The organism is Aliterella sp. E5.1, assembly GCF_057473825.1.
The window spans coordinates 1-24,670 of sequence record NZ_JBYCCV010000018.1 but is presented as its reverse complement, the minus strand read 5'-3'; the positions used below and the strand labels follow the sequence as shown (position 1 = coordinate 24,670).

Here is a 24,670-nt window from a genome sequence, read left to right as displayed (position 1 = left end):
TAGTGAACATAATCAATGAACTATTTGCTTGATAGGGATACTTGTATTTACTGGTTGAAAGGTCGTCAGTCTGTGCGAGATAGACTCTTAGCAGTAGAATGGGAGCAGATAGCAATTTGTGTTATTACTGCTGGTGATTTGTACTACGGTGCATATAATTCCAGTCGCGTTTTAAAAAATTTAACTCGCGCTTCACTATTTATCGAGCAATTACCTGCCCTAACTTTAACCGATCGCACTCTTAGAAGCTTTGAAGAATTAAAAGCAGAGCTTCGCAAAAGCGGGCAAATAATAGCTGACTTTGACCTGCTAATTGCTAGTGTTGCTCTTACAGAAAATAGAATTTTAGTGACGAGTATTATTCGTCACTAAAAGCGTATTACTGAAATTAAATTAGAAAATTGGGCTTAACTATGACTGCAAAATTAATTATAAAGTGCGGTAATTCCAAAAAACTAGAGAAATATAAACGTTTCAATATTTCTGAAGTTTTGTTTTGGGAAAATAATCGGCTTTCTCTATACTGATTGCATGGGGATAATTATGAATCTATCTCGTACAGCGAACTTTTGCCCAAATTAGATATAGATTTACTAGCGCGTTGCGTATTAATACCTTCACGAATCGAAGCAATGACACAATTTATGGCTGGCATAATACAGTAGTGAGTATTGATCTTAGAAGGCTGTGTGCTTCGTGGCAGTATTTAATTATTTTTTACGCTCGGATTAATTAAAATGTTCCTGTTAGGTCGGCGCTCGGCGCTGGTAGTAATTACTAAAACTTTCTTTCCGCACATAGACAAAGGGAAATAGATGGCAAGTTCTATAGAGTTTAATTTATTTGCACCACGCAATCAGCAAGCTGTTTTGATTGGATCTTTTTCTAACTGGGAAAATATACCAATGGAAAAAGGCGAAGATGGCTATTTTCGTACTAAGGTAGATTTGGCAGATGGAGTCTATCAATACAAGTTTCGTATCCAAACCAAAAGTCCGCAGTTTGAAACCGATAGCTGGATAGATGTTATCGATCCTTATGCTACAAATGTGGATGAAGAAAAAAAATATGCTGTAATGCGAGTCAAAGGTGGCGATCGCATTATTGATACTTACGTTTGGCAACACGACGATGTGCCATTGCCGCAAAACCACGAATTAGTTATCTACGAACTGCATATAGCCGATTTTACAGGCGGGGAAATAGACGACGATCGCAAGGGAAAATATACAGATGCGACTTCCAAATTGGATTATCTGCACGACTTAGGCATAAATGCGATCGAACTAATGCCCGTCAATGAGTATCCCGGCGATTATAGTTGGGGTTACAAAGTGCGCCACTTCTTTGCAACAGAATCTAGCTACGGAACTACAGAAGAATTAAAGCAATTTATTGATGAGTGCCATGCTAGAGGAATTCGCGTTTTTATGGATGGTATTTATAACCATACAGACGAACAATGTCCCTTGATGCTCATAGACCGAAATTACTGGTACTACGAGCATATGCACTACCCAGAAGATCCAGCCAATCATTGGGGACCAGAATTTAATTACAATAACTACGACGAAAAGTTAGACGTTAAACCAGCTTGGAAATATGTTGGGGATGTAGTGCGCTTTTGGGTGCAAGAATATCATATTGATGGCATCCGCTTTGATGCGGTGCGCCAACTAGCTAATAACGAATTTTTAGACTGGATAGCTCATCAATCGAAGAAAAATACTGCAAATAAGCCGTTTTACAATATTGCCGAAAATATACCCGATACCAGTACCATTACTGCACCTGAAGGTCCTTTAGATGCTTGCTGGCATGAGAGTTTTCGCTACTTTATCATGCCCCATATTTGCGGCGAAGCCTTTGACCTAGCTAATCTCAAGCAAGTTTTAGATCCCAAACAACAAGGCTATGCCACAGCAATAAATGTAGTAAATTACTTAGCAACTCACGATCGCCAGCGTACTATGCGCGAATTAGGCGATCGCGGTATTTTTGACGAAGCAGCATTTATTAGAGCCAAGTTAGGCGCGGTGCTGTTGATGACCCCCGTTGGCATACCGATGCTGTGGATGGGGGAGGAGTTTGGCGAACACAAGCGCAAAAGTGAAAGCGTTACGCAACCGAAAAAAATTGCTTGGCCGTTGCTAGAGCGAGAGGAAAATAAAGATTTATTTGCCTACTACCAGCAATTAATCGCCTTACGCAAAGAATGTAGCGCCTTGCAGAGCGACAATATTGAGTTTTTCCACGAAAACCCAGAATCTAGAGTTTTTGCCTATCGGCGCTGGGATGATGGGGGTAGTCAAGCAGTTGTAGTTATCAATTTAGGCGATCGCGTTTTCGATACCTATATAGTTCCTAATTTTCCTGCTAGTGAAGTGTGGCGCGAATGGTTGGGGACATCGGAGGTCAAAATTGGCAGCGAAGGATTGCAGGTAGACTTGCCAGCTTATACGGCAAAGATATTTGTTAGCAACTAATTAGCTTGGTACAGTTAAGCCTACACCGTTATCCTTGGCACTCAACTGGAGTAAAAAAGGCACAGCTTTTTTTACCCAGTTTTGCACAGAGGTATAATCGGCAGCTTCTTCACCAAAGCAGATTTCTAACATATCGGTATGAATGATCCCAGGATTGAGGGGAACTGCTGCCATTTTTGCAGGCAATTCTTGAGCCAAGGAGCGGGTAAGCCCTTCTATTGCCCATTTGGAGGCGCAGTAAGGTGCAACTTGGGGTGAAGTAGAGCGACCCCAGCCAGAACTAAAATTGACAACTACACCATTGTTTTTTGCTACCATTGCTGGCACAAAGTGGCGAATAACATTAGCTACGCCTTTAATATTTACATCAATTAGGCGATCGAACTCCTTTGCGCTTACTTGCCAAAGAGGTGCTAGTTGATTGATTATGCCAGCATTGTTGAGTAATAAGTCTGGTGGTGAGTATTGACTAAGTATTTGGTTTGCCCAAGTTTTTACTTGCTCGTCGTTGCTGACATCTACTTGGGTGAAATTGTGGGGAGAGCCAAATTTTTGTTGTAATTGCACAACGGTTTGCGATCGCGCGCAGCCGATAACTGTGCATTTTTTTTGGATAAACTGCTCGGTCATAGCCAAACCCAAACCCCGACTCACACCTGTAATTACAATCAGTGTCATAGGTAAAATATAAAATCTAACTTTATTTTAAAGGCTGTTACAAACTAGACCTCTAGAGCAAGCAAATTGGTAGACTAAACTGTTCGCAGTGCTGACCAAAAATAGATTAATGCCATAAGTTTAGTAAGATAGACTCAAGCTTTACCTAGTAGCTCAGAAATGCGATCGCATTTCTTAGTTACTATATTGAGCCTATTGCCATTGTCGCCAACACTAAGGGGCGAGTATTTTTTACAACCAATGCCAAAATGTTAATAACTTATACATTGGTATGGCTTATCGCAGGAGCAGTTTTATGTCTATTAGAACTGCTACTTCCCACAGCTTTTGTTGCTTTTATGATGGGAATTAGCGCCTTTATAGTGGCGTTGGTATCATTGCTGATTCCTAATCTAGGCTTACAAATTGTGCTTTGGTTGGGGCTGTCTACAAGTTTTATATTGCTATCGCGGCGGTTTGTCCCTAAAGCTAAGCAAAGCCGCAAGTTTCAAGACGCAGTTATTGCCGAAACTTTAACAGCAATTGCTCCGGGAAAAGAAGGCAGAGTAATATACGAAGGCAATTCGTGGCGGGCGCGGTGCGAAGACAGAGAAGATGCGATCGCACCCTATGAAAAAGTCTATGTAGTTAGACGAGAAGGAACGCTTTTAATTGTCATTCCCGAAAACCTATTAGATTCTTAAAATAGGATCAAAACAATGGAACAGTTTTTTTTACTAATATTTTTAGCCTTGGGTGGCTCGGCAATAGCTGGTACAGTGAAAGTAATCAATCAAAGTAACGAGGCTTTGGTAGAACGCTTGGGTAGTTACAACAAAAAGCTTTCCCCAGGACTAAATTTTGTTGCTCCTTTTATCGATAAGGTTGTTTATCGCGAAACCATCCGCGAAAAAGTTTTAGATATTCCTCCCCAGCAATGTATTACCCGCGATAACGTATCAATTACCGTTGATGCGGTAGTTTATTGGCGAATTGTCGATATGGAGAAAGCCTACTACAAAGTAGAAAATCTCAAGTCAGCAATGGTGAACTTGGTACTAACTCAAATTCGCTCTGAAATGGGACAACTAGAATTAGACCAAACTTTTTCAGCCCGCAGTCAAATCAACGAGCTACTGCTGAGAGAATTAGACATATCGACAGATCCCTGGGGAGTAAAGGTAACAAGAGTAGAATTGCGAGATTTGATTCCATCTAAAGCCGTCCAAGAATCGATGGATTTGCAAATGTCGGCAGAAAGACGCAAACGCGCCTCGATTTTGACATCCGAAGGCGATCGCGAATCTGCCGTTAATAGTGCCAGAGGTAAAGCTGACGCACAACTATTAGACGCGGAAGCTAGGCAAAAATCCACAATTTTGCAAGCTGAAGCTCAACAAAAAACTATTGTTCTTCAAGCTCAAGCCGAACGCCAGCAGCAAGTCCTCAAAGCTCAAGCTACCGCCGAAGCCTTGCAAATTATCTCCCAAACTTTGAAAACCGAGCCTAGCGCTCGCGAAGCCTTGCAATTTTTATTGGCACAGCATTATTTAGAAATGGGCATGAAAATTGGCAGCAGCGACAGTAGCAAAGTTATGTTTATCGATCCGCGCAGTATTCCAGCTACGTTGGAAGGAATGCGAAATATCGTCTCAGAAGTCAAGTTAGAACATGGCTTACAGCAGCCTTAACCCATCAAAATCACTGTATCAATGACATGAATTACACCATTATCTGCCTCAATATCGGCGGCGACTACTGTAGCGTTTTTGACTTCAAATCCATCAGTACAATCTATCCTAATGGGCGAACCTTCAACAGAAGTTACAGTACCTAGCTTTGCTAAGTCTGCTTGCATCAATTTACCGGGGACGACGTGAAAAGTTAGAATCCTTGATAGTTGGGGAATATTCTGAACTAAAGTATGTACAGTTCCCGGCGGGAGTTTGGCAAAAGCAGCGTCATTAGGAGCAAAAACTGTAAAAGGATCGGGGCTTTTGAGAGTTTCAACTAAGTTAGCTAGTTGTACCGCCGTTACTAAAGTTGTAAAAGAGCCAGCACCAACAGCAATATCGACAATATCAGGCATTAATTTCACCAAAGATAGTTAATGAAACGGTTACGAGGTCTCGGAGATCCCCCCTAGCCCACGGCAATAAAGCGGGAAGCGGAAGCTCATCCGCTTTTTGCCTCCCCTTAAAAAGTGGGGAAAATAGAATTAAAGTCCCCCTTTTTAAGGGGGATTTAGGGGGATCTCTATATTCAGATACTAGGAGAAAGCTTTGTTTCTCATCCTTACCGATAATCTTGGCTTTGAATGTCTCGTAACCGAGCTTCAGGACGCTTAAACCTATCGATTTGACTTTCAAAAAAAGCTCGATTTGCCTTTAAATGTTTGGGATTGGGGTCATCCAAAGGATAAAGTAGCGCGGCTCTTAAAGCTTGAATTACCGCCGAAGTTACGCAGTACATCGAGCGCTGGAAACTAACCCCTAGTTGAATTAGGGTATCTTGTTCGCCCCGACAGTAGTTTTTGTAATACTCCACCAAATAAGGAGGCAAAAAGTGGAGCATATCTTGCATTAGCAATGTTGGCGGAATCCCCGCCGTACCTACAGGGAATACATCTGCGTACAAAATGCCGTAGTGAAAATCTTTTTGCTCTGCTGGTACTTGTTTTGCCTGGGCGTTGTAAGACTTTGTGCCGCGAAAGGGAGCAGTACGATAAAAAACTGCTTCTACATAAGGTAGCGCCGCCTCGTACAGCCAGGTAAAGCCGCAAGACTTGGGGATAATTTCGTACAGTTCACCGCGAATATAAACATGATGGTAAATGGGACGACCTGCAACGGCAAATATCCCATTAACTAGAAAATTCATCGCTTCCGGGACGCTAGTAATTTTACCTGCATCGTACAAATCGCTCATTTCAAAGAAAACTGGAGCCATTACTTCCCAAAACAAGCCCAAATTGCTGTAATAAGATAGCTGCCGCACTTGTTCGATAAACATTTCTGGGAACAGCTTATACATTCCTAGCATGACGGGATTGCCTTGGAAATAAGCCTTAATTGCGCGATCGCACGCTGCAATATATTCTGGGGTATCTAAGTAAGGGTCAAACTTTCCACCCATACCGCGATGCCACAACATCGCCTGCATACAAGCTTCAGCAAACTCCATATTGATGCGATCGTGCCATAAATGATGTAACAACTTGGGCATTTTAATGGTTTCACCTTTGTCCATAAATGCCAATAGTTCGGGATGGGCGGTGGCTTCGCCATTTTGCCAAATTCTCAGGTCTGCATCTTCTCCTGCGTAGTGATTGTGCAAGTCTAAATACTCTTGAGGCAAAAAGTATTTGAATGCAGGCAATGGGTTTAAAAATACTCGCTCGGCGATATAAAGTAAGTCGCGCCAGTAAAAATCCATCGGTACAGCATAGGCTTTGTATAAGCCAATAATCTGCATTAAGTTCTCTGGTGTATCTGGTAGCATTGCGCCGCCTGCTTCTAGGCGGTGAATGACATCGGCAAATTCATGGATTGAAGGCGGAAGTTTGGTGAATGTTGCAGTAGTCATAGTTTTAGTTTGCAATAGGGGGAATTTCTGAAAGTATTACGGTAGCTGGAGCTTTGAGCGATTGCAATTGCGTACTTACAGGGGTTGCAACCATCATCGTGGCAGTGGTTTCACTCCAACGGACTAGCCAATTAGGTTGCACTCCCAAAACTAAAACGATCGCAGCCAATACAAAAGCTGGGACGCGCTCAGACCACAATACTTGTGGATAGTAAGATTTGTAGTTGTCCAATTTGCCAAAACAGGTGCGGTTGAGCAAGATTACAAAATATACTGCCGTTAAGCCCGTACCTACTACCGCTAATAGCGTTAATAAGGGAAAAACTGGGTAGCTACCCTGAAATACCATAAATTCAGAGATAAAACCGACCATGCCAGGAATACCCGCACTAGCCATCCCGGCATAAACTAACAAAATGCTAACGACTGGTAAACCGCGCAAAGGATTCATCAAGCCATTGAGAACATCTAAGTCACGAGTTCCGACTTTATTTTCTATAACTCCGACTAAGTGAAACAGCAGCGCCAAAATTAAGCCGTGAGCGACCATTTGGGAGACTACCCCAACTAAACTAAGCGAATTAGCAGCGGCAGATCCTAGTAACACGTAGCCCATATGACCGATAGAACTAAACGCAACCATGCGTTTGATGTCTTTTTGAGCGATCGCGCTAAACGATCCATACAGTACGCCAATTGTCCCCAAAATCGCCAGTCCCGGCGCAACAATTGTCCAAGTTTGGGGAAATAAGCCCAAACCAAAGCGTAACAAGCCATAAGTTCCTAATTTAGCTAAGATGCCGCCTAATAGAATTGCCACAGGTGGCGAAGCTTCAACATAGGCATCGGGCAACCATGTATGCAGAGGAACTAAAGGAATTTTGATGCCAAAACCAATCAACAATACCGTCAGCAGAATTAGCTGACTCTGCAAAGACAAGTTTTGAGTGCTGATGGAGTCGTAATTGAACGAAGTTGAACCACTCAGCCAGGTAGTACCCAAAAACCCTGCCAGAATTAATATGCCGGAAAAAGCAGTATAAATAAGAAACTTTGTTGCTGCATAACCGCGCTTAGGACCGCCCCAAATGTTAATTAATAAATACAAGGGGATGAGTTCTAGTTCGTAGAACAAGAAAAATAGCAGCAAATTTTGAGCAACAAAAGCCCCAGCTATTCCGGCATTGACTAGCAAAATCAAAGCATAATACAGGCGAGGACGTTCTACAGTTTTACTACTACTGTAAATAGCAATCCAACTTAGCAAGGCGTTTAGGGCTATAAGCGGAAAAGACAATCCATCTGCACCTAACTTGTAGTCCAATCCTAAAGTTTCAATCCAAGGCAAAAACTCTTGAAACTGATAGCCGATAGCTGTGGTGCTAAAAGAAGTTGCTAAATAAAGCGTCCATAAAAGTACACCGAAGGAAATAGTAAGAGCAATCGATCGTAACCGAGTTGCCGTGTAACTTCCGGGCAAAAAACCGACGATCGCTGCACCTAATATAGGTATCCAAATCAAGGTACTGAGCATAAAATAATTGCGTTCCTTTCAAGTAATCGTCAAATACTCACTGATTAAAAACTGATACTAAAACGTAGTTGATTGAGGAGGAAAATATAAATTTTTCCCTCGATCTCTAGCTAACTAAACTTACTCTGCTGGTATCTAAGTCGTAATAACCACCGATAATTTTCAGTTTTTTATCTTGAATTAATTGCGAGAGAACTGGAGAAGATTTTAGTTTTTCTATTTGGACTAAAACATTCGCTTTACAAGCATTCTCTAAGCGATCGCCTTTTTGTCCGGCGGACTTTTCTACGGCGGGTTTAATCGCTGCGAGTAATGAACCTATTTGTCCAGGAACTTGAGCGCCCTTAATAGTTGCAGCGACTGCACCACAGCGTTTATGACCCATGACCATAATTACTTTTGACCCTAAGATCAAAGTACCAAACTCCAGGCTGCCAATTTCCTCTGGAGTCGCAACATTACCCGCAACGCGGCAACCAAATAGATCGCCAAATCCTTGATCGAAAATAATTTCTGACGGAACTCTAGAATCAGCGCAACCAAGAATAGCTGCAAAGGGTTTTTGAGTTTTGGCAATTTCAGACAACCGCGCTAAATCTTGACGGGGGTTTGTGCGTTTTCTTTGCACAAACCGTTTATTTCCATCTAGTAATGCTTGGATAGTTGCATCAGGAGTTGTGGGTTCGCCAGAGGCTATGGCGCGATCTCCCGAACCTATGGTTACAGCTATTCCTGTCCCTACAACTCCTGCACCAAATTTTAGTGCGGTTCTTCGGGAAATATTGCCTAACTTCTTCGCGTTCATTCTCTTTTATGTTCCTAACAGATCGTTGAATTATTTAAAGTCCGAAATTAAAAATGTTGTTGTAAGCTGACCAGTGGGGAAAACTTAAGAAAGCGCCCAAAACACCAATCCCAATCAAAATTGTCAGCGCATAGAACTGAGATTGACCAGAAGTGCTGTACTTCAAGCTTTCTCCGCCCAAAAGTGAAGCTAATCCTACCAAGTTCACCATGCCGTCTACAATAAAACGGTCAACCCAAGCGGTGATTTTAGAAACTCGGTCTACAGCAAACACCACCGTCAGGCGATAGATATCGGGTGTATAAAAGTCATAAGCAAATAGATTTTGCAAAGCTTTCGATGGTAGTTGTACGGGTTTGGGTAAAGCATTTCCTAGATAAATCACCCCGCTTAGAGTGCAACCAAAAACGCTCGACCAAAACAGCAGCATTGCCACATCTTTGTTCAAATTCATCCAGTTAGGCAGTAAAGATACACTTTCTAAAACTAAGGGCAAATGCAGCGTAAAGCCTAGTAACACTGTCATAGGCAACACTAATAGCCACAAAGCTTCCGGCGATCGCCCTGTCATCTGTTTTGGTTTCCCGCCAAAAATGAGCGAGAAAATTCTCACTAAACTAAACGCCGTCAAAGCATTGACAAGTAACACTAGCCCGACTAACCAAGGCTGAGTTGCCCACAAAGCATCTGCTAAATTCAACAGCGCCCAAAAGCTACCAAAGGGAGGACAGCCAATCAAAGCCGCCGTACCGCCTAAAAAAGCGATCGCACTAACGGGACGACGCGACCATAACCCACCCATTTGCGTCAAGTCTTGAGTAATATTGTTCCAAATAATGCCGCCGATGCTCATGATTAACAAACCCATCGCTACGGCATGAGTTAGGACTAATAATAGCGCTGCATCATTTTGCCCAGTTCCTACCGCAATAAATATCAGTCCCATGTAAGCACTGACAGAGTAGGATAGAGCGCGTTTGACATCGATTTGGGCGATCGCAATGCAAGAACCACCCACGGCGGTTACTGCCCCAATTAACACTAACGCAGACATGGTTATTGGAGACAAGCTTAGTATCGGTTCTAATTTAATTAGTACCCATGCTCCCGTTGCTACTACTACTGATACCAAGTTGCGTTCTAAAAAATCATCCTTAATTCAGGAAAAGTGGCTATACCCCAGGAACCCTGCTGCTATGTCGGAGCGCAACTTAGTATGAATTGCGTAATATCGTGCTAGGAAGCGGACCTTCCATTGCTTCGTCTAGCCACAGATGTAAGGGAAATTGAGCGCATTTACCCATTGGTCCGGCAATTAATGCCAGACTAATTAAAGTAATTACTTTGGGGTCTGGATGAGCCGTTGCGGCCCAATCGGCTAACTCCCAATAGTTCCAAGTTCCGGTTAAAGATAATAGAGCGATTACTCCCATCAGTAGTATCAAGTCGCCTACCCGTTTTGTTAAAAAAGCATCTCTAGCTCCTGTAACAACCATTGGCTGGCTAAACCACAGCCCAACTAAAAGGTAAGTTCCTAAAGTTAGTATCTCTAAAATTACGTAACTAAAAAACAAAGAGTTACATAAGGCTAAAGCACACATACCGCATTCAAATAGTGCCAAAAGCGCATAGAATCGCGCCCAACCCCAGTCCATTTCCATATATCCCACCGCATAAATCTGAGCCAGTAGATTCATGCCAGTTACAAGTACCGTTGCGCCGACAGTAATTGCCGAGATTTCGATAGGCAATGAAATATCTAAATTCGCAACTTGCAGCCAAGGAATAACTATTTGTTGTGCGCTTTGATTCCAAGTTGCTTGGAGAGCAATTACGCCATGGACAAAAGCAATAAATGTCACGACTAAATTGATGTAACCCGCAGGTCTAGGTCCCGTGCGCCGGATGATTCCTGGCGACCAAGGTATGGTCAAAACTGCCCCAATTAAGGCATACAAAGGTACAAACCAGATGGTTTGGAGAAAAAATTGCGCCATCGGTATTAACTCTATACTGATTTAAGACAAGTTAAATTTTCAGAACAAATTTGCGCTCGTCCTGTGTAACTTTAAATCCTTAAAGCCAAACAGATTAATGTTTCTTTAAGATTTAATATAATTAAAAGCTTACCTTTAATGATCTTATAAGTAAATTATTAATTTAGCTAAATCAGATATAAATTTAATCAATTTTTCTTATCTAAATTAAGCATTTATTGAGCTTATCAATAAATATCATTGATAATGTTTATAGTAATATTTCGACACGAGGAATACCTTAATACTTTAGTCAAACCCTTGTAAAGCAAGGAAGATGCCTTTTATTTCTAAAAACACAGAAGCTAGAGCTTAGTAATAATCGATACTTTCGCGCTCGGAAACCATCAATTATTACAAACTATTAAGAAAATTAGTTGATAACATAGCAGGTTAGTTCACAAATATTGGTTTTCATCTATAGTAATGATTCAAATATTCTATATACCTTTAGAATCGGCTTGAATCAATTGGCATTGGTGGCATAAACCAAAAAATTCTAAAGTATGATAAAAAATCTTAAATTTATGAAAGTTATGTAACTGAGTTTCTAATTCATGGACAGGGCATTCATCGATTAAAATAGATTGTCCGCACTGCAAGCAAGTCAGATGGTGTTTATCTTGCTGTACCAAGCTATAAAGCGATTCTCCAGAAGCGAGAGTCCGCACCTGCACGACACCTTCAAGCTTTAAAGTTTCTAAGGCGCGGTAAATAGTCGCTAAACCTATATTTTGGCTAGTTCGCAATTCTATATAGATATCCTGAGCAGAAATAGCTCGGTTCAAAGTTTTGAGGAGCTTAAGAATTCGCTCCTGGCTGCGGGTACGTTCAGTTTTCATAAATTGGTTACGGAAATTTTTACCATGCTGATTTTAGGGTTGCTGACTTCTCCTAGTTTTTCTCTTGCCTACTACCAGAACTACATTTTGGGGGTAGGATAGCGTTTGTTGCCTTCCTCACTGCTAGTTATGAATCGAAAGTATCAAGCTAATATCTATGTTACTCTGCGCCCCTCAGTTCTCGATCCGGCAGGAACCGCCGTCCAGTCAGGATTAAGGCATATGGGTTACGAACAAGTCGAACAAGTTAGAATTGGCAAGTATATCGAACTTAAGTTCTCATCAACCGATGAGCAGTCTGCACGGCAGCAACTAAATAAGATGTGCGAACAGCTATTGGCAAACTTGGTAATTGAAAATTATCGATTCGATTTAGTAGAAGTAGCTGTAGAAATCGGAGCATAAATTATGAAGTTTGGGGTTGTAGTTTTTCCTGGCTCAAATTGCGATCGCGATGTGGCGTATGTAACGCGCGACTTACTCAATATACCAACACGCATGGTATGGCATGAGGAGACAGATATAAGCGATATAGATGTCGTAATTGTCCCTGGAGGCTTTAGTTATGGAGATTATTTGCGTTGCGGGGCGATCGCTCGTTTTTCGCCTGTTATGCAGCAAGTAGTCTCCCACGCCCAACAGGGGAAGTTTGTTTTAGGGATCTGCAATGGTTTTCAAGTATTAACAGAGGCGGGATTATTGCCGGGGGCGTTGATGCGAAATCGGGATATGCACTTTATATGCGATCGCGCGGCGATTAAAGTAGAGCGCACCAACTTACCTTGGACGCAAGCTTACGAGCAAAACCAAGTTATTACCTTACCTATTGCTCACGGAGAAGGGCAGTTTTATGCCGATAGTGAGGTTTTAGCGCAATTAGAAGACAACAGACAAGTTTTATTTCGTTACGAGGGCGACAACCCCAACGGATCGGTGAATAATATTGCTGGAATCTGCAACGAAGCTGGTAATGTATTAGGAATGATGCCCCACCCCGAAAGAGCCTCCGATCCTACGCTTGGCGGTACGGATGGTTTGAAGTTGTTTGAGGGCTTGTTAACAAAAGTGGCAGCATTAGCTTAAAGCGGCGAAAAAATCGAGCTAATATCTAGTACAAATCCTGGCAATACGTCTTCTCCTGACAAAGCTAGGGGATTTTCGACTAATCCTACATTGCGATCGGGGCGATATATTTCTACTCGTCGTGTTTTTACGTCAATTAACCAACCTAGACGCGCACCATTATCGATGTATTCCTGCATTTTTAGCTGAGTTTGTTTTAGAGAATCTGTAGGAGAGAGTAACTCAACAACAAAATCAGGACACAGGGGCAGAAATTTTTGCTTCTGTTGGGGTGAAAGAGCTTCCCAGCGCTCTAATTTCAGCCAAGAAGCGTCGGGAGCGCGGACTGCACCATTAGGCAGCGTAAAGCCTCCATTAGAATCGAAACCTTTACCTAAATTAGTCTGTTTATTCCAAATTCCTAGTTGCACCGCAATTTCAAAGTTATTATTGCTAGTTTCTCCTCCAGTGGGGGGCATAATAATTATTTCTCCCGATGCGGTGCGCTCAAATCGATAATCCTGATTGATTTGACATAGCTGGAAAAACTGCTCGTCAGTCAAATCAATACTTAATTGCAACGTCGGAGGTAAGGTAATTGTCGCCGCATCCATAGCTTTAATCTCCGCAAAGACATACTTTCTAATCTAGCTACTGTCAATATTTTTCACAGCAGCACGATTTATATAGCTTAATTAGGCGACAGAATTTGAGCCACGTCTAGTACAAATTCTGGTAATACGTCTTCTCCTGAAATAGTTGCGGGATTTTCGAGTAATTCTACATTTTGATTAGGGCGGTATATTTCTACTCGTCTTGTTTTTGCATCAATCAGCCAACCTAGACGCGCACCATTATCGATATATTCCTGCATTTTTGCTTGAAGTTGTTTGAGCGAATCAGTGGGAGAAAGTAACTCAACAACAAAATCGGGACATAGGGGCAAAAATTTTTCTCTCTGTTGGGGTGAAAGAGCTTCCCAGCGCTCTAATTTCAGCCAAGACGCATTGGGGGCGCGGACTGCACTATTAGGCAGCGTAAAGCCTCCATTAGAATCAAAGGTTTTACCTAATTTATTTTGACGGCTCCAAGCTTGGAGTTGATAGATTAGTTCGCTGTTGCGGTTGCTAGTTTCTCCCCCAGTGGATGGCATAATAATTATTTCTCCCGATGCGGTGCGCTCAAATCGATAATCCTGGTTACACTGACATAACTGGAAAAACTGCTCGTCAGTCAAATCGATACTTAATTGCAACGTCGGAGGTAAGGTAATTGTCGCCGCATCCATAGCTTTATCTCAGCAAAGGCATACTTTAATCTAACTACTTTTAATAATGTTCTACGTTAGGTAACATGAAGCACTGCCTCATTAGTAGATTATTAATGACAGTATTGTAGGTGGAAGCGATCGCGATTCGAGAAACACAACATGAATGCTGAAGAACTAAAACAGCGCTACACCGACGGAGAGAGAGATTTTACTGGAGCTAATTTAGCTGGGGTTAAATTGATTGGAGTTAACTTAGTGGGAATCAACCTCTGGGGAGCCGATTTAAGCGGTGCTAACCTCGCTAGAGCAAAGCTTTGGGGAGCAAACTTGAGTGGCGCGAATCTCGCCAAAGCCAACTTAACAAGAGCAAATCTTAGTGGAGTAAAACTAACAGAAGCCAATCTCCGGCAAGCTAAATTAGTAAATACAAAGCTTTTTGGTGCAAACTTGAGTGGAGCTTATTATGATGATACCACCCGCTTTTCTAGAGGATTTGACCCTATTAAAAACAATATGCGTAAAATGCTTTAAGACAGAAGTATAACTGTAGGTGATCGCCAATTTTGGTTATAAATACTAAAAAACGCTGCTATTTTGACACTTTAGTTTCTACTAATCTTCTGCCAATTCTCAATTGCTTAGGAATACTGTCTAACGTAGCGAAGTAGATCAAACTTAGCACCACATTAACATTACCTACATAGGCACTGAGTAAGGTAATATCACTAGCGATATTTGAAATAATCGCTAAAATAAATCCTAATCCGCTATTTAAGATAATTCCGTCGATCAAGGCGGCTACAAACTTTCTTTTGAAACTTAGTTGATTTACGCTCATATAAAAAGGTAGGCTCCTTGAATTACAGTCAGTTAGATTTTTTCAACCTTAGTAACAGCAGAATTATGAAAGTAATTTAACTTTGCTGTTACGCTGTAAACAAGAGAAAGTTTACTCAACCATATATAAAGATTCAATTGTCAATGCTATTTCTACGAAAAAATCTATATTTGAGTTAAGGCTTTTGAGTGCAGATGTTCTATATCTACCTCCAAAGTGGTTGTAAGTAGCTGCGAGAATGTTTCAAAATCGTAGTAAGTAGTACAACCAAATTTACTAAATGCAGAGCAACATCGTTACTCCCATTACTGACACCATCAATTACGATGAAGCCGAGCAGCACTTTATCAACCTGCTCGACTTAGAAGACTTAGACAGCAAGCTAGAAGCACAACCAGAACTTGCAAATATAGTAAATAGAGCGATCGCCCAAGCAATTGCAAATGCCTATAGCGGCGCTGCCGGAGACGAACACGCCCACCTATTTCTTCAGCGTATACTCTACCGCATCAATCGCTTACAACTGTTCTGGTATGACGATTTGCGGCACTACACCAACGAGCGATCTCATTACCTCAACAAAGTCCGCGACAAAATCGAAACACCTTGGCAAGAGTGGGAATTGTCGCACCTAGATGTAGAAGCTATCAAACAACTCAATGTCAAGCAAGCATTAATAGAAAGAAGCGATCGCGATCTCAATCCGCCAATATCAGAAGATAGCCGTTACTTGCGCGAAGAAATGTCTGAGGCTGGCTACCGCCACGTACTAGCGATTGGCTCTTTTGATGGCTTAGTTGAAGGAAGCCGTCTTTCTCGCATCTTGGGCGGCGCTGCTAATGAAGTTCATGCCACTTTAATGCGCGTACTAATTGAAGAATATGGCAACGGTCGCTTGTCACGCAAGCACTCTACCTATTTTGCTCAGATGCTAGAAGAATTTGGCATGAATACCCAGCCCGAATCTTACTTCGATTTAGTCCCTTGGGAAGTCTTAGCGTGCGCTAACCACAACTTTTTGATGACTGAGCGCAAAATATATTTTCTGCGTTACAACGGTGGTTTAACTTACTTTGAAGTAGCAGGTCCTGCCACTTACCGCAACTATTTAGCCGCCGCTCAACGTTTAGAATTGTCTAAAGAGGCAATGGGTTACTGGGAATTGCATATTAGAGAAGACGAGCGTCACGGACAATGGATGCTTACTGATGTATCTCTACCCTTAGCCGAGCGTTACCCAGATAGAGCTTGGGAATTAGTATTAGGTTACGACCAAGAAAAATTAATGGGTGATCGCGCTGGAGTTGCGGTCGTACGGCTTGCTAAAGTTGCTAAATAAAGCCCAACTCCCTCTAATGGCGATTAGAGGGCGGGCAATTTCTACTTACTAAAACCTTTACCGCGACTTGCGGAAGGTACAGCGATACAGTTTTGCAACTGCGCTAACAAAGCCTCATGGTCTAGGTTTTGCCCAATTAAAACTAACTGATTTTTAAGTTCGCCTTTCCATTCTTCGTCATCAATGCTAAAGCGCTTCCCACAGAGGTGAAATATATGCCGTTTGGGGCTTTCCTCAAACCACATAATTCCTTTAGCTCTAAAGACGTTCTCTGGCAATTGGTTATCGAGAAAATATTGAAACTTCCGAATTGAAAGCGGTTTATCGCTCAAGAAAGATACTGAAGTAAAGCCATCATTTTCTAAGTGATGGGAATGATCGTGGCTAGGATCGTCGCAATCATGGTCGTGGTGATGATGATCGTGATGGTGTTCAGCTTTTGATTCTTCCTCAAAATACTTATCTGATTCAAATAAACCCACGCTGAGAATTAACGGGATTGCTACTTGACTGCGTGTAGTGCGGAGAATTCTTGCACCTGCTTTAATGTCCCGAATCTTTACTTCTAACAAATCTAAATCGGCTTCATCGACTAAATCGGTTTTATTGAGCAAAATAATATCGCCGTACTGAATTTGACTTAAAGCCGCCTCGGAGTTGAATAAATCTAAACTATAGTTTGCTGCATCTACTACGGTAACAATTGAATCTAAGCGGGTCAAATCGCGTAATTCTGTACCCAAAAAAGTCAGCGCTACAGGTAAAGGATCGGCAAGCCCGGTAGTTTCTACTACTAAATAATCTATCTGCTCTTGGCGCTCTAAAACTTTGTAGACGGCTTCAACTAAATCGTTATTGATGGTACAACAAATACAACCATTGTTTAGCTCTACCATATCCTCGCCTGTCGTGACAATTAGCTCGTTGTCGATGCCAATTTCACCAAATTCATTCACCAAAACTGCTGTTTTTACACCCTCTTGGTTGGTAAGAATGTGATTGAGTAAAGTTGTTTTGCCACTACCGAGAAAACCAGTAATGATCGTCACTGGCAAACCGCGTTTTTGGGTATCCATTACTTGAGATTGGTCGGAACTAACTGCTGATTGCATAGCTGCGTCGGCTGTCTAAAGGTCAAAAAGAATAAGGCTGTAACGTGGAGAGTGTTTCGAGTAGCATAAATAGTGTTAGCTTTTTTCTAACAACCCTCCTCCCCTATTATTAGCTTACTGGCTGATTTGTTCATTGCTCGACCGACCATGACCTTAAAAATATATAACACCCTGACTCGCCGCCAAGAAGAATTTAAACCGCTTTCCTCAGACAACTTAGTCAAGATGTACTATTGCGGCGTAACAGTATACGATTACTGCCATTTGGGTCATGCACGAGCTTGTATTGTTTGGGATGTAGTGCGCCGCTATCTGCAATTTTTGGGTTATCGGGTGCGGTATGTCCAAAATTTTACAGATATTGATGACAAAATTCTTAATCGCGCTAGACAAGAAAATTCCTCGATGGAGGAAGTCGCAGAGCGCTATATACAAGCATATTTTGAAGATATGGCGCGGTTGAATGTCAAGGAAGCCGATGAGTATCCCCGTGCTACCCACACCATAAACGGTATAAAACGACTAATTCACGAACTAGAACAAAAAGATTATGCTTACGCTTCCGCAGGGGATGTTTATTACAAAGTCCGCTCTTTTGCGGAGTATGGGAAGCTTTCGGGACGGAGGTTAGAAGATTCGCAAGCTGGGGCTAGTGGAAGGGTAGAAGACGTAGAAGCAAGTAAAAAACAAGATCCCTTTGATTTTGCCCTGTGGAAGGCTGCAAACCCTGGAGAGCCTGCTTGGGAGTCGCCCTGGGGCGCAGGAAGACCAGGTTGGCATATAGAATGTTCGGCAATGGTACGCGATCGCCTGGGTGACACGATAGACATTCATGCGGGGGGCGCAGACTTAATTTTTCCCCACCATGAAAATGAAATTGCTCAATCAGAAGCCGTGACGGGTATGCCTTTGGCGAATTACTGGCTGCATAACGGCATGGTGACGGTAGATGATGAAAAAATGTCTAAATCCTTGGGCAATTTTATTACTATCCGCGAGTTGCTAGATCGTCCTACAGATCCGATGGCGGTGCGTTTATTTGTATTAATGGCACATTATCGCAAACCAATCGATTTTAGCGATCGCGCTCTTGAATCTGCTCAAAATGGCTGGGAAACTCTCAAGGGGGGGCTGCTATTTGGCGCAAGCTACGGCGCACAATTAGGCTGGTCAAGTAATGGCGCGACTTTTTCTGAGGCTGTAGAACGCTTCCAGGCGGCGGTAAATGAAGATTTTAACTTTTCTAGTGGCTTATCGGTACTGTTTGAAATTGCTAAAGATTTGCAGCGCGAAGGCAATATTTTAGTTCATCAAGGAAATACCGTTACACCGCCCACGCAGCTACAAGTAATGTGGCAAACATTAGTTAAGTTGGCGGATGTGTTGGGATTAGAAGCACATCTAGAATCTGAGAGCGTAGAAGGCTTGAGTGATGGGGAAATTGAGCAATTATTAGCACAAAGAGACTTCGCGCGTAAAGCTAAAGATTTTGCCAAGTCTGACCAAATTCGCAACCAACTACTAGCACAGGGAATTACTGTTATTGATAGCGCTGATGGCTCAAAATGGCATCGATAAACAATACTACTCCGGCAATCAAAAGTCAAAATTTTCTTTCCCTTGTGTCTCCTGCTTATCCATCACATTTCCCGGTGGCTGCAATTGTTTGCGTCCATTTTGAATTACTCGCAGCATATCGTGTAGCTGCTGCTCGATATCTTTAAGCGCATTATCGGCGTAGATATCCGCACCAATTTGAATTTCTTGGGCTTCAGCAACCGCCTTATGGCGCATTTGCTCCAATTCTTGCGCCAGTTGCAAACGGGCTTGCTCAATTTCAATTTGATTTTGCTCTAAAGCAAGTTCGCACTCTTGCTGTACTTGATTTTGCAGTAATGCAGCTTCTTGCTGGGCTTGGCGCAAAATCTCAGTTTCGTTTAGTATTCGCGTAGCTCTAATTTTTGCTGTCTCGACAATTTGTTCCGCTTCTAATTGCGCTTGTAAAATAATTTCTTTTTTCTGCTGAACAATTGCTTCAGCTTCCTTAAAAGCTATAGGTAAATTTACTCGTACTACATCTAATTGATCTAGCAAACGTTCTTCATCTACCAGCGTGCGCCGCGTGAGGGGAATATTTGGACTAGCAAGCACCATCTCCTCGACGCGGTTTAATTCTTGCTGAATATCCACGCTTTGGTTTCCAGTAGCGAGGGGTTCTACTGGAGGAAGATTTTGATTATTTTGGTCGGATTCTATTTTGGATGATTCTTTGCGTGACATCGGTAGATTTCTGTTGCGACGTGCTGGGGAACAAGATGATCGACACAGCCACCAAATCTGGCAATTTCTTTGACTTGACTGCTACTTAGAAAACTGTACTCATTTGAGGTTGCCAGAAACACAGTTTCTATTTCATGAGCAAGGGTGTTGTTAGTATGAGCCATTTGTAGTTCCACTTCAAAGTCCGAAAGCGCTCGTAGACCCCGCAGTAAAACTTGTGCTTGTCGCATTTGGGCATAATTTACAGTCAAACCTTCAAAGCTGTCTACTTCTACATTAGGCAAATGTGGGGTAGATTGGCGAATTTGCTCTAAACGTTCTTGGACTGTAAACAAGGGGGTTTTGTTCGGATTTCTGAGTACGGCGACAATTACCTGCTCAAATAATCGACAGCCACGCTCAATAATATCGAGGTGTCCTAGGGTAATGGGGTCAAAGCTTCCTGGATAAATTGCTTTCACAGCTTTATTAAAGGTGTCATTTGCTTCTGCAATATATCAGTTATGTCTGTAGCTGTTTGTGTGTATTTTTAAGCATTGTCCCAACTAAAAGTTATCACTAGATAATTAAAACTCTATCTAAAGGCATAGAGACTTACTATTATGCACCGATATATAAACAAATTTAGCAGATTGGTTATTGCTACCACTTTCCTTTTGTCTGCTTCTTCCTTTCTTTTAATAAAAAATAATAACTCTAGCGTCCAAGCGCAGCCTATTGTTAATTCTGCTGCTAAGTGGCAAGAATTTACTGTAAAAGCAGGGCAATTTTCAGTTTTATTGCCTACTAAGCCTAGAGAAAATATAGAATCTGTAGGTATGGGCGCGGGTGCAGGCACGTTACATAACTTTTTTGTAGATACAAAAGACGGCACTTACGGAGTTAGTTATGCAGATTTTCCTAATATTGCTAATAGTTTAAATGCCCAGCAAATAGATGAGCTACTCAAATCTGTACGCGATGGCGTAGTGGGCAAAGGTAAGCTACTAAAAGAGCGCCAGATCAATTTAAGTGGCTATGCTGGCAAAGAATTTGAGTTGGTAAATTTAGACAAACTACACTACAAACTGAGAGTCTACTGGGTAAAGCAACGTTTGTATCAGCAAATAGTTGTTTCTGCAAATCCAAAATTAATTCTAAGTACAGACACTCATAGATTTTTAAATTCTTTTAAAATCCTAGCAACCCAAGCACCACAAGCTACAACAAAGCCCCCCGCTAATGCAAATAGCGAACTTGTAACTTTGGCGCAAACTGCTAAAGAGCAACTAGAAAAAGGAGAATTTACTTCTGCGATCGCTAACTTAGAAAAATTATTGGCGATCGCAAAGAGCAATAACGATAAGCCAAGTATTGCCGTTTTGTTAAATAATCTTGGCGAAGCTTATCGCGGTCAAAGCAATTATGCCCAAGCTTTAGACTTTTATCAGCAAGCATTAACTATTACTAGAGAAGTTAAAAATAGGGCTGAGGAAGGAGTTGTACTAAATAATATTGGCATTATCTACCAAAATCGCGGCGAGTACGACCGAGCTTTAGCTTCTTTGCAGGAAGCTTTGGCTATTCATAAAACAATATTGGTTTAATTTTCTACAGTCGCAGTCAATACCCCCAGGCGCTAGACTCGTTTCAACAAGCGGTAAAATTTTCCAGAGAATTTGACAATCGTTATTTAGAAGCAATTAGCCTCAATAATATTGGATTAACTTATACAGCACAAGGTGAGTACGCCCAAGCATTAGCGACTTATCAACCAGCCCTAGAAATTGCCAAAGCACCAGCTAGGCAAAATCGGGGAGGACTTGTGGTTGGCAATCCAATTATGCCCAAAGTGTCGCCCGAACTTGGATTACCACCCGTACAGCTATCTAATTTACCTGCCGCCGAACTAGAAGCAAATGCGATCGCGCCCCTACTAAAAACTCAAGCAATTACGGGAGGAAATGCCACTAAAGCAGTGATCGTTGCCAAACTGCCTAGTTCTCGGATTGTCCATTTAGCCACTCATGGCTTATTAGATGATCTGCGGGGATTGAGAAGTGCGATCACCCTTGCACCTTCAGGCAAGGATAACGGTTTATTTACTGCCGAAGAAATCCTCGACTTGAAACTCAATGCCGATTTGGTTGTGATGAGTGCTTGTAATACCGGGAGAGGGCAAATTACCGGAGATGCAATTATTGGCTTATCGCGCTCTTGGATTAGCGCCGGGGTATCGAGTGTAATTGTGTCTTTGTGGCTAGTGCCAGATGAGTCTACAGCTAGCTTAATGACAACTTTCTATCAAAATATGCAAAATATAACCCAGATAAAGCTCAAGCGCTGCGTCAGGCGATGTTAAAGACAATGCAGCAAAACCCAAATCCTAGAGATTGGGCAGCATTTACCCTAATTGGGGAAGCTGAGTCTTAAGCAACCCCTCCCCAATGTGGGATGAAAAAGCTATTCTAGCCCGCCTAGGATTAAAACCCGCTTGCTAATAGCTAAAGTCGGCTTAAGCCGACTGAAGAATAAACTATATGACGTTAAGTCAGGTGACATCCTCCCGTCACTGATTCGGAGTACCGAATACAGTGCGGGCTTCCAAAGAGTCGCCTCTCGGATTTTGCTGCTTCACGGGAACCCCCAGGCGGTCAACCTCCACAGCCAGCATCACCGTCTGTCCGACGGCTGTATACATACCCACAATACAAATTCTGTTGTCTGCTACTTCCAGCGTTCGCACTGTTCACCTGGAGAGTCCAGTACGTTTGTGTCGAGATGTTCGGGAGCTACCGAATCTTGGCTATCTAGGCGTTTACCGCAGTGCCGTGTTAATTATAGCACATCAATGTGGCGACTCCGCGCTAACGCGCCGCTTCGCTAACATAGGGATTGCTACAGGATACGTGTAAAAACCTGCAAGATAGACCTTAAAGCATTGCCCAGACTAGCGTTCATTGTTGAGATCGATTGAGAGATGAATTGCTCCTGCCAACGGAGCAGGAACGCTTTGCAGATCGATGACAAAATCGCCATACCGCTTCAAATGGCTGGTCAGATAAGGACTCAACGTAGCTAACATCGCCCGGTTGATTTTGACCCCCTCAGCCGTAAGCTGCTGAATGACCACAGAGAGATCCACCGCATTATGAAGAATTACCGCATTAGCAACTAGATCGAGATACTTAACCCGCTTCTCTTGCTGTTCGGGATCGTTTTCAGTAATAATTCCCTCTTTCCCAAAAAAGATCCAGTCTAGGAAATGATTGTAGCCTTCGACAATATTAGTACAGGCAGTAATCTCCCGTCGCAACCCACGATCGGAAATATATTCCAGCAGAAATACAGTCCGCACGACTCGACCTAATTCCCTAAAAGCTTGATAGAGACGATTCTTTCGGCTGTAACTTCCCAATTTCCGCAACAGCATTGAAGGTAAAAACTTCCCTGCCTGAATCGATAACACCACTCGCATTAAATCCTGCCAATGAGTGTGAATTAACTGCCAATCGACGACATCTTTAAACAACGGGTCGATATACTCGTAGACGACATCCTGACTGGGACGGAAGAACTTATAATCCTGCCAGTTACGAATCCGAGGCATCAGTTTAATCCCCAGTAGATATGACAACCCAAACACGGTAATTGACTGTCCTTGAGTATCCGCGTGCAAAGTATCGGGTTGAATATCCGAAGTATTTTTGAGCAAGCCATCGAGAATATAAACTGCCTCCCAAACTCCACAATTAATGAAATGGGTAAACAAAGCAATGTAGGTATCAGAAACGTGGTGGTAAGCAATACCTCCATAGCCCCCATAGCGGATGTGATACTCTGACATCAAATTATTCTCATAAACCTCAAATTTACTGCCATCAGCAGCAGCCTTTTTCCCCGTCCCCCAACACTTGGGCAACTCCAGCAGATTATAGGCATTTATCAGATCTCGCATCGCCGTCTCCAGTTGTTGAATAGAGATATGTTGGCGATTGACGTAAGCCAACATCCGCGAACTGACTTTTCCCCGCGTATGTCGTGCGGTTTGATTCGGCCCTAGATTACAGCCATAGCCAAACACCGCCAAAATATACCGCTCGGCTGAATCCTCAATCTTTGGCTCAGAACCAGAAACTGGCCCCAAATGACGTACCCAGTTGAGCCAATGCTCGACATGACAGAGGATATCCAACACACTCCGCTCTGGCAAGCGTTGTAGGATCTGTGCTGCCAATTCCACTGCTCCAGATGGCGGTAGTGCAGCAGCAATTCGTTTGAGCACTGGTTCGCCGTCAGCACTAATGGTTATCTGCGTCCCATCCTTACAGATTTGGTCTACAGTAGTGGCTGTCTCTATCAGCTTTGTCTGAAGCTGCTCGACAAATTGAGACGCTGTAGGAGCCATTCCTGTTTGTTGACAATAATCGGCCAATAGCGGCTGACATTCACCCCAGGACAGTAACTGTTCGCGGAAATCTGCATAGTTCTCCGACCCCACTACACAAGCGTCGCCGCTTTTGAACTCTGCCGCCAAATAAGTGAAGATACACACCTCGAATTGCTGTCGTACCAAGCGCAAACTACCATCATCATTGTCATCCACTACCAATCGCCGCCAGCGTTCGCTCATAAAACTCAGGTCTAAGTTATCGACTGGCAACCATTTGGAGCGGCGATCTTCATGAGCTAAAACGACAGTTAAAGCTGCTGTTAATGAGAGATCTTGACTAGTGGACTGGATTTCCAATCCCCGCACTAGTGGAAATAACACCGAACGGTAACGACTGTAGAACCGCCAGACTAAGGGTAAATAATTGTCGCTGTTATAAGCGGTAATCTCCT

24 protein-coding genes and 4 pseudogenes are annotated in these 24,670 nt (G+C 42.6%); 14 read left to right on the top strand and 14 right to left on the bottom strand.

Translation table 11 applies throughout. The features are described 5' to 3' along the window. The first annotated feature begins 15 nt into the window (after positions 1 to 15). The 3 genes and pseudogenes from AC2VE5_RS09065 (at position 16) to AC2VE5_RS09055 (ending at position 2,486) form a co-directional block, all read left to right on the top strand. Positions 16 to 372 (top strand): PIN domain-containing protein, encoded by a 357-nt coding sequence (locus AC2VE5_RS09065; protein WP_486887434.1) that lies wholly within the window; start codon positions 16 to 18, stop codon positions 370 to 372. Between the two features lie 74 nt (positions 373 to 446). Beyond that, positions 447 to 665: pseudogene (locus AC2VE5_RS09060) on the top strand (Uma2 family endonuclease); the annotation flags it as partial. A 150-nt stretch (positions 666 to 815) separates the two neighbouring features. Next, positions 816 to 2,486 (top strand): alpha-amylase family glycosyl hydrolase, encoded by a 1,671-nt coding sequence (locus AC2VE5_RS09055; RefSeq protein WP_486887433.1) that lies wholly within the window; start codon positions 816 to 818, stop codon positions 2,484 to 2,486. Here AC2VE5_RS09055 and AC2VE5_RS09050 read toward each other — a convergent pair whose 3' ends face one another. Next, positions 2,487 to 3,164, bottom strand: coding sequence for an SDR family oxidoreductase (locus AC2VE5_RS09050; protein ID WP_486887432.1), 678 nt, complete (start codon positions 3,162 to 3,164; stop codon positions 2,487 to 2,489). A gap of 248 nt (positions 3,165 to 3,412) precedes the next feature. On the opposite strand from AC2VE5_RS09050, the gene AC2VE5_RS09045 reads away from it, so the two are divergent. Together AC2VE5_RS09045 and AC2VE5_RS09040 are read left to right on the top strand one after the other, a co-directional pair. Further along, on the top strand, positions 3,413 to 3,847 hold the full coding sequence (locus AC2VE5_RS09045) for an NfeD family protein (protein WP_486887431.1): 435 nt from the start codon (positions 3,413 to 3,415) through the stop codon (positions 3,845 to 3,847). Between the two features lie 15 nt (positions 3,848 to 3,862). Then, positions 3,863 to 4,834: an SPFH domain-containing protein gene (locus AC2VE5_RS09040; RefSeq protein WP_486887430.1), complete on the top strand. Its 972-nt coding sequence runs from the start codon at positions 3,863 to 3,865 to the stop codon at positions 4,832 to 4,834. On the opposite strand, the gene AC2VE5_RS09035 is transcribed toward AC2VE5_RS09040, so the two are convergent. The 6 genes and pseudogenes from AC2VE5_RS09035 to AC2VE5_RS09010 all read right to left on the bottom strand — a co-directional run bounded on the left by AC2VE5_RS09035 (position 4,831) and on the right by AC2VE5_RS09010 (position 11,945). Next, positions 4,831 to 5,232: a fasciclin domain-containing protein gene (locus AC2VE5_RS09035; RefSeq protein WP_486887429.1), complete on the bottom strand. Its 402-nt coding sequence runs from the start codon at positions 5,230 to 5,232 to the stop codon at positions 4,831 to 4,833. The two genes, AC2VE5_RS09040 and AC2VE5_RS09035, sit on opposite strands and share 4 nt — an antisense overlap. A 206-nt stretch (positions 5,233 to 5,438) precedes the next feature. Continuing rightward, positions 5,439 to 6,728, bottom strand: coding sequence for a CO2 hydration protein (locus AC2VE5_RS09030; protein WP_486887428.1), 1,290 nt, complete (start codon positions 6,726 to 6,728; stop codon positions 5,439 to 5,441). A 4-nt stretch (positions 6,729 to 6,732) separates the two neighbouring features. Then, positions 6,733 to 8,262, bottom strand: coding sequence for an NADH-quinone oxidoreductase subunit M (locus tag AC2VE5_RS09025; RefSeq protein ID WP_486887427.1), 1,530 nt, complete (start codon positions 8,260 to 8,262; stop codon positions 6,733 to 6,735). A 106-nt stretch (positions 8,263 to 8,368) separates the two neighbouring features. Next, positions 8,369 to 9,067, bottom strand: a complete 699-nt coding sequence (locus tag AC2VE5_RS09020) for a carbonic anhydrase (RefSeq protein WP_486887426.1) — start codon at positions 9,065 to 9,067, stop codon at positions 8,369 to 8,371. A gap of 34 nt (positions 9,068 to 9,101) precedes the next feature. Further along, a pseudogene (locus tag AC2VE5_RS09015) lies at positions 9,102 to 11,064 on the bottom strand (NAD(P)H-quinone oxidoreductase subunit F). A 479-nt stretch (positions 11,065 to 11,543) separates the two neighbouring features. Beyond that, positions 11,544 to 11,945 (bottom strand): Fur family transcriptional regulator, encoded by a 402-nt coding sequence (locus AC2VE5_RS09010; protein ID WP_486887425.1) that lies wholly within the window; start codon positions 11,943 to 11,945, stop codon positions 11,544 to 11,546. 129 nt (positions 11,946 to 12,074) lie between these two features. Between AC2VE5_RS09010 and purS the strand changes: the two genes are divergently transcribed. Both purS and purQ read left to right on the top strand, forming a co-directional pair. After that, complete coding sequence (gene purS, locus AC2VE5_RS09005; protein ID WP_486887424.1) at positions 12,075 to 12,350, top strand: phosphoribosylformylglycinamidine synthase subunit PurS; 276 nt, start codon at positions 12,075 to 12,077, stop codon at positions 12,348 to 12,350. A 3-nt stretch (positions 12,351 to 12,353) separates the two neighbouring features. After that, the gene (gene purQ, locus AC2VE5_RS09000) at positions 12,354 to 13,028 is read left to right on the top strand and encodes a phosphoribosylformylglycinamidine synthase subunit PurQ (protein ID WP_486887423.1); all 675 of its coding nucleotides are present in this window, start codon (positions 12,354 to 12,356) and stop codon (positions 13,026 to 13,028) included. Here purQ and AC2VE5_RS08995 read toward each other — a convergent pair. Both AC2VE5_RS08995 and AC2VE5_RS08990 read right to left on the bottom strand, forming a co-directional pair. Beyond that, positions 13,025 to 13,621, bottom strand: a complete 597-nt coding sequence (locus AC2VE5_RS08995) for a Uma2 family endonuclease (protein ID WP_486887422.1) — start codon at positions 13,619 to 13,621, stop codon at positions 13,025 to 13,027. The genes purQ and AC2VE5_RS08995 overlap by 4 nt on opposite strands. Positions 13,622 to 13,698: 77 nt before the next feature. Further along, positions 13,699 to 14,295, bottom strand: a complete 597-nt coding sequence (locus tag AC2VE5_RS08990) for a Uma2 family endonuclease (protein WP_486887421.1) — start codon at positions 14,293 to 14,295, stop codon at positions 13,699 to 13,701. A 141-nt stretch (positions 14,296 to 14,436) separates the two neighbouring features. Here AC2VE5_RS08990 and AC2VE5_RS08985 point away from each other — a divergent pair, with 141 nt between their 5' ends. After that, positions 14,437 to 14,808, top strand: coding sequence for a pentapeptide repeat-containing protein (locus tag AC2VE5_RS08985; RefSeq protein ID WP_486887420.1), 372 nt, complete (start codon positions 14,437 to 14,439; stop codon positions 14,806 to 14,808). Positions 14,809 to 14,866: 58 nt separating this feature from the next. Here AC2VE5_RS08985 and AC2VE5_RS08980 read toward each other — a convergent pair whose 3' ends face one another. After that, positions 14,867 to 15,115, bottom strand: a complete 249-nt coding sequence (locus tag AC2VE5_RS08980; RefSeq protein ID WP_486887419.1) for an RDD family protein — start codon at positions 15,113 to 15,115, stop codon at positions 14,867 to 14,869. A 280-nt stretch (positions 15,116 to 15,395) separates the two neighbouring features. On the opposite strand from AC2VE5_RS08980, the gene AC2VE5_RS08975 reads away from it, so the two are divergent. Further along, entirely contained in the window at positions 15,396 to 16,454 is a 1,059-nt protein-coding gene (locus AC2VE5_RS08975) for an iron-containing redox enzyme family protein (protein ID WP_486887418.1), read from the top strand. 41 nt (positions 16,455 to 16,495) lie between these two features. On the opposite strand, the gene AC2VE5_RS08970 is transcribed toward AC2VE5_RS08975, so the two are convergent. Beyond that, entirely contained in the window at positions 16,496 to 17,566 is a 1,071-nt protein-coding gene (locus AC2VE5_RS08970; protein ID WP_486887417.1) for a CobW family GTP-binding protein, read from the bottom strand. A gap of 147 nt (positions 17,567 to 17,713) precedes the next feature. Here AC2VE5_RS08970 and cysS point away from each other — a divergent pair, with 147 nt between their 5' ends. Then, a complete protein-coding gene (cysS, locus tag AC2VE5_RS08965) occupies positions 17,714 to 19,144 on the top strand; it encodes a cysteine--tRNA ligase (RefSeq protein ID WP_486887416.1) in 1,431 nt (476 codons plus the stop codon). An 18-nt stretch (positions 19,145 to 19,162) separates the two neighbouring features. Here the strand turns inward: cysS and AC2VE5_RS08960 are convergent, their stop codons facing one another. Together AC2VE5_RS08960 and coaD are read right to left on the bottom strand one after the other, a co-directional pair. Then, positions 19,163 to 19,846 (bottom strand): ATP synthase subunit B family protein, encoded by a 684-nt coding sequence (locus AC2VE5_RS08960; RefSeq protein ID WP_486887415.1) that lies wholly within the window; start codon positions 19,844 to 19,846, stop codon positions 19,163 to 19,165. Next, on the bottom strand, positions 19,819 to 20,307 hold the full coding sequence (coaD, locus tag AC2VE5_RS08955; protein ID WP_486887414.1) for a pantetheine-phosphate adenylyltransferase: 489 nt from the start codon (positions 20,305 to 20,307) through the stop codon (positions 19,819 to 19,821). Before coaD ends, AC2VE5_RS08960 begins: the two co-directional genes overlap by 28 nt. 195 nt (positions 20,308 to 20,502) lie before the next feature. Between coaD and AC2VE5_RS08950 the strand changes: the two genes are divergently transcribed. The 4 genes and pseudogenes from AC2VE5_RS08950 (at position 20,503) to AC2VE5_RS08935 (ending at position 22,740) form a co-directional block, all read left to right on the top strand. After that, positions 20,503 to 21,432, top strand: a complete 930-nt coding sequence (locus AC2VE5_RS08950; RefSeq protein WP_486887413.1) for a tetratricopeptide repeat protein — start codon at positions 20,503 to 20,505, stop codon at positions 21,430 to 21,432. After that, positions 21,423 to 21,563, top strand: a pseudogene (locus tag AC2VE5_RS08945) (tetratricopeptide repeat protein); the annotation flags it as partial. The gene AC2VE5_RS08950 and the pseudogene AC2VE5_RS08945, both read left to right, overlap by 10 nt. Then, a pseudogene (locus AC2VE5_RS08940) lies at positions 21,543 to 22,258 on the top strand (CHAT domain-containing protein). The pseudogenes AC2VE5_RS08945 and AC2VE5_RS08940, both read left to right, overlap by 21 nt. A 161-nt stretch (positions 22,259 to 22,419) precedes the next feature. Next, the gene (locus AC2VE5_RS08935) at positions 22,420 to 22,740 is read left to right on the top strand and encodes a hypothetical protein (protein WP_486887412.1); all 321 of its coding nucleotides are present in this window, start codon (positions 22,420 to 22,422) and stop codon (positions 22,738 to 22,740) included. A 35-nt stretch (positions 22,741 to 22,775) separates the two neighbouring features. On the opposite strand, the gene AC2VE5_RS08930 is transcribed toward AC2VE5_RS08935, so the two are convergent. Beyond that, positions 22,776 to 24,670: Tn3 family transposase (locus tag AC2VE5_RS08930; protein WP_486887411.1), on the bottom strand; the 1,895-nt coding region annotated here is incomplete at its 5' end.

Excerpts from the sequence above, each read along its gene's own strand:
- AC2VE5_RS09065 (WP_486887434.1), top strand. The coding sequence starts at position 16 with ATGAACTATTTGCTTGATAGGGATACTTGTATTTACTGGTTGAAAGGT.
- AC2VE5_RS09055 (WP_486887433.1), top strand. The coding sequence starts at position 816 with ATGGCAAGTTCTATAGAGTTTAATTTATTTGCACCACGCAATCAGCAA.
- AC2VE5_RS09050 (WP_486887432.1), bottom strand. The coding sequence starts at position 3,164 with ATGACACTGATTGTAATTACAGGTGTGAGTCGGGGTTTGGGTTTGGCT.
- AC2VE5_RS09045 (WP_486887431.1), top strand. The coding sequence starts at position 3,413 with ATGTTAATAACTTATACATTGGTATGGCTTATCGCAGGAGCAGTTTTA.
- AC2VE5_RS09040 (WP_486887430.1), top strand. The coding sequence starts at position 3,863 with ATGGAACAGTTTTTTTTACTAATATTTTTAGCCTTGGGTGGCTCGGCA.
- AC2VE5_RS09035 (WP_486887429.1), bottom strand. The coding sequence starts at position 5,232 with ATGCCTGATATTGTCGATATTGCTGTTGGTGCTGGCTCTTTTACAACT.
- AC2VE5_RS09030 (WP_486887428.1), bottom strand. The coding sequence starts at position 6,728 with ATGACTACTGCAACATTCACCAAACTTCCGCCTTCAATCCATGAATTT.
- AC2VE5_RS09025 (WP_486887427.1), bottom strand. The coding sequence starts at position 8,262 with ATGCTCAGTACCTTGATTTGGATACCTATATTAGGTGCAGCGATCGTC.
- AC2VE5_RS09020 (WP_486887426.1), bottom strand. The coding sequence starts at position 9,067 with ATGAACGCGAAGAAGTTAGGCAATATTTCCCGAAGAACCGCACTAAAA.
- AC2VE5_RS09010 (WP_486887425.1), bottom strand. The coding sequence starts at position 11,945 with ATGAAAACTGAACGTACCCGCAGCCAGGAGCGAATTCTTAAGCTCCTC.
- purS (WP_486887424.1), top strand. The coding sequence starts at position 12,075 with ATGAATCGAAAGTATCAAGCTAATATCTATGTTACTCTGCGCCCCTCA.
- purQ (WP_486887423.1), top strand. The coding sequence starts at position 12,354 with ATGAAGTTTGGGGTTGTAGTTTTTCCTGGCTCAAATTGCGATCGCGAT.
- AC2VE5_RS08995 (WP_486887422.1), bottom strand. The coding sequence starts at position 13,621 with ATGGATGCGGCGACAATTACCTTACCTCCGACGTTGCAATTAAGTATT.
- AC2VE5_RS08990 (WP_486887421.1), bottom strand. The coding sequence starts at position 14,295 with ATGGATGCGGCGACAATTACCTTACCTCCGACGTTGCAATTAAGTATC.
- AC2VE5_RS08985 (WP_486887420.1), top strand. The coding sequence starts at position 14,437 with ATGAATGCTGAAGAACTAAAACAGCGCTACACCGACGGAGAGAGAGAT.
- AC2VE5_RS08980 (WP_486887419.1), bottom strand. The coding sequence starts at position 15,115 with ATGAGCGTAAATCAACTAAGTTTCAAAAGAAAGTTTGTAGCCGCCTTG.
- AC2VE5_RS08975 (WP_486887418.1), top strand. The coding sequence starts at position 15,396 with ATGCAGAGCAACATCGTTACTCCCATTACTGACACCATCAATTACGAT.
- AC2VE5_RS08970 (WP_486887417.1), bottom strand. The coding sequence starts at position 17,566 with ATGCAATCAGCAGTTAGTTCCGACCAATCTCAAGTAATGGATACCCAA.
- cysS (WP_486887416.1), top strand. The coding sequence starts at position 17,714 with ATGACCTTAAAAATATATAACACCCTGACTCGCCGCCAAGAAGAATTT.
- AC2VE5_RS08960 (WP_486887415.1), bottom strand. The coding sequence starts at position 19,846 with ATGTCACGCAAAGAATCATCCAAAATAGAATCCGACCAAAATAATCAA.